The sequence below is a fragment of the Planktotalea sp. genome (assembly GCF_049680325.1).
Taxonomy (GTDB): Bacteria; Pseudomonadota; Alphaproteobacteria; order Rhodobacterales; family Rhodobacteraceae; genus Planktotalea.
In genome coordinates, this window is the sequence record NZ_JBAUHO010000052.1 from 1 (window position 1) to 3175 (window position 3175).

4 protein-coding genes are annotated in these 3175 nt (G+C 56.9%); 1 reads left to right on the forward strand and 3 read right to left on the reverse strand.

The window, feature by feature from the left end; genetic code table 11:
• Positions 1 to 458, reverse strand: a 458-nt coding sequence (locus tag WBC85_RS02250) for an EamA family transporter (protein ID WP_424433053.1), incomplete at its 3' end; no start/stop codon positions are given.
• 110 nt (positions 459 to 568) lie between these two features.
• On the opposite strand from WBC85_RS02250, the gene WBC85_RS02255 reads away from it, so the two are divergent.
• Complete coding sequence (locus WBC85_RS02255; RefSeq protein WP_424433054.1) at positions 569 to 1234, forward strand: helix-turn-helix transcriptional regulator; 666 nt, start codon at positions 569 to 571, stop codon at positions 1232 to 1234.
• A 74-nt stretch (positions 1235 to 1308) separates the two neighbouring features.
• Here WBC85_RS02255 and WBC85_RS02260 read toward each other — a convergent pair whose 3' ends face one another.
• Positions 1309 to 2796: an SPOR domain-containing protein gene (locus WBC85_RS02260; protein WP_424433055.1), complete on the reverse strand. Its 1488-nt coding sequence runs from the start codon at positions 2794 to 2796 to the stop codon at positions 1309 to 1311.
• Between the two features lie 87 nt (positions 2797 to 2883).
• Positions 2884 to 3175, reverse strand: a 292-nt coding sequence (gene upp / locus WBC85_RS02265) for a uracil phosphoribosyltransferase (RefSeq protein ID WP_424433056.1), incomplete at its 5' end; no start/stop codon positions are given.

The following is a 3175-nucleotide window of genomic DNA, read 5'->3' on the forward strand; positions in this document are numbered from 1 at the left end:
ATATCCCCCAGCAGGCTCGCGCTGCCAAATGAGCCGCTCACCGTGATCGCCACGCCGATCAACGCGAAAACGCTACACACAATCACCAAACGTGACGGGCGTTCCTTTATCGTGATCCACGCGAGAAGCGCGGCAAGGAACGGTGCAGTTGCCCAGATCAAGGATACATTCGCAACGCTGGTCAGTTTGAAAGCGGGGATAAACGCCGCAGTGCCAGAGGCCCCGATAAGCGCAGCGAACAACGCTGGCCAACCGAAGCGCCTCATTTCATCGCGCACCTTGGCGCGCAAAGCGAGAAAAATGACAGAAAAGACTATTCCACTTAAGCCCCGCCAGAAAATCACGCTCCATGCGTCGGCGGAAACGGCCTTGGTGAATATTCCAGCGCTGCTGAAGGTGATCGCAGAGAGCACCAAAAGCGCAATCCCGACATTAGCCTTGGGGCTGGGGTATTCCATTGATTTTCATGCCTAGCGAGAAGTGTCAGTTCGTCACTAACACATCGCTACTGACATGTATCTGTCAGGAGTGTTGTGTTAAACTGATATTCTTCTAATTGAGGTCCGCCATGGCACGCTCTGCGAGAATGTTTGAAATCATCCAACTGCTTCGCAGCGCCAGAACGCCCGTCACGGCGCAGGCCATCGCACAAGAGCTGGCGGTCACACCGCGCACCATTTACCGCGATATTGCGTCGCTCCAAGCCTCGCGTGTCCCTATCGAGGGGGCCGCAGGCGTCGGTTATGTCATGCGGACCGGCTATGAATTGCCACCGATCAATTTCGATGTGGAAGAGGCAGAGGCAATTACCGTTGGTCTGGCAATGATCGCGCGCACGGGCGACAAGGGATTAAAGCGCGCGGCGCGCAGCGCAGGCCGGAAGCTCTCTGATGCGACACAACTTAGCAGCACCCTCTTTGCTTCGACTTGGGGCGTTGAGGAGCCACAGAATGTCGATTTGTCCGATATTCGCCGCGCCATCCGCGAAGAACGCAAGCTCAGGATTGGCTATGTGAATGGCGAAGGCAACAGCAGCGAACGTATCATTCTACCGATTGCGATTGCCTATCACTCCGAAGCCATTGTTCTAGCGGCATGGTGTGAATTGCGGGGCGGATTTCGCAACTTCAGGCCTGATCGTTTAACCAGTTTTGCTATTCATCCAGACGGCTTTCCGGGGCGGGGTGACATGCTGCGCGCTGAATGGATCAAAGATTATGCAACCTGGCTTTAAGCGCCTATTCCGGCCAATAAAAAAGGCCCCACCAATCTGGCAGGGCCTTTTCCAATTCAAACAAAAGCCTTGGCTTAGTTGCGCGCGAAGGCGTCTCTGAAGCCTGCATTGCGAACCGCGGTCAAAGCACCATTTGTATGCGCGGACGATCCAAATGGCCCCGCAAGGACGATGCTCATTGGCTTGCCTGCGCGGGTGAACTTGCCGATGCGAACAGGAAGACCCATACGCTGCAAACGCTGCGCGGTGTTTTGCGCGTTACCCGCAACGCCAAACGTACCAACCTGAATAAAGCGGTTCCCAGATGCGACAGGAACCTTTCGCGGCGCGCTTGCTGCGCGCGCAACAACACGTGCCGGTGCTTGCTGAACCGCCGCTGGCTGGCGGACAACACGTTTTGTTGTCGTCCCTTTGGAGGACACAACGCGGCGCTGGATCTGCGCACCATTGTTGATCGCGGCAGCTTGCTGCGCTTCGGACGTATAAGGATAGAGCAGGCCCGGGAAAGAACGCGTCACGTCACGCCCTGTGCTGCGCACAATCAAGCGGCGCGGTACAGTTTGGGTCCAGATCAGATCGGTTTGTGCTTTACCCGCAAGAGTCTGGTTTGCGCGATTAGGGTTCAGACGATCATCTTCCCATGCTTTGCGGTAGCCTTTAGGCGTTGGCGACGTCACGCGCGATGCTTGCTGTCGCTCATGGACGTGGCGCGGAACGACACGGGCGTTAGGGCTGACATTGGCCATAATCTGACCATCGGCACTACGGAAGGTACCACCGCGCACATCACCCGCGCGGGTCGTTACGATCGACCCTGCTTGCGGTCCGCAGCGCACGGCAGTGCCACGGCCACCAATATAGCGCTGGCTAACAGCCGACGCACCCTGACAGGTTTGCGTAGATGCCGTACGGGGCTGAACAGCAACGCGGCGGGCTGTTGTTGTGTTCTGTGCTTGCGGCGCTACACGAATAACACGGGGTTGAACCTGCTGTACGGCAGGGGCCTGAACCCGCGCTGTTTGCATACGTTGCTGCGGCAACTGAACACCGCTTGGCTGAGGGATATTTACGCGCTGCACTTTTGGCGTTGGCGCAGGACGTACGGTGCGCACTGCGGGCTTGGATGCGACTGTGCGCACCGGCTTGGGTGCGAGCACCTCTGCTACAGTTGTACGTGCGGGGCGCACTGTAGGCGTGGCCGCCGCAACTGCGGATGGTGCGGGCGACTTTGGTGCCACCGAGTTCACACCGATTTCGACAGGTGCTGCGGCCTTCGCCGTTGCTGCTACAGCCGTGCCACCGCCGCCTGCAAGGCTAGGCGACAGACCACAAACAACTTTTCGCGAACGCGCAACGCGCGGCACCCAGTTGGTATTGCCGTCAACGCCAGCGCGTATGTAAACGCAGCCTTTGCTATCAACATATTGATTGCCCTTGAAGGACGCAGGCGGAATTTCCGCTGGTCCAGCGTCACGGGTAAGCGACTGAGCGCCTGCTTCACTAAAGGTAAAAGCGCAAGTTGCCGCAAGAAGCGACACCGCGAAGAATCGTTTAAAGTTCATTTTCTGCCCCCACAGATGAGAGCAAACCTTGCCTGAGATTCGGATCAGAGTCTAGCCGACCTTGCAGCTAAACCCCCCATATCGCCTCTATTTTGTACCAAACATCCGATCACCCGCATCCCCTAGTCCTGGCATAATATAGCCAAGTTCGTTCAGTTTTTCATCCAAAGCCGCTGTCACAATAGGAACATCCGGGTGTGCCGCTTTCATGCGTGCAACGCCTTCAGGCGCTGCAAGTAGGCAAAGAAAACGGATATTCTTGGCCCCTGCTTTTTTCAGCAGATCAATCGCAGCGACCGACGAATTGCCAGTCGCGAGCATCGGATCAACCGCGATAACCAGTCGATCATCCAAGCCGTCAGGTGCCTTGAAGTAATAT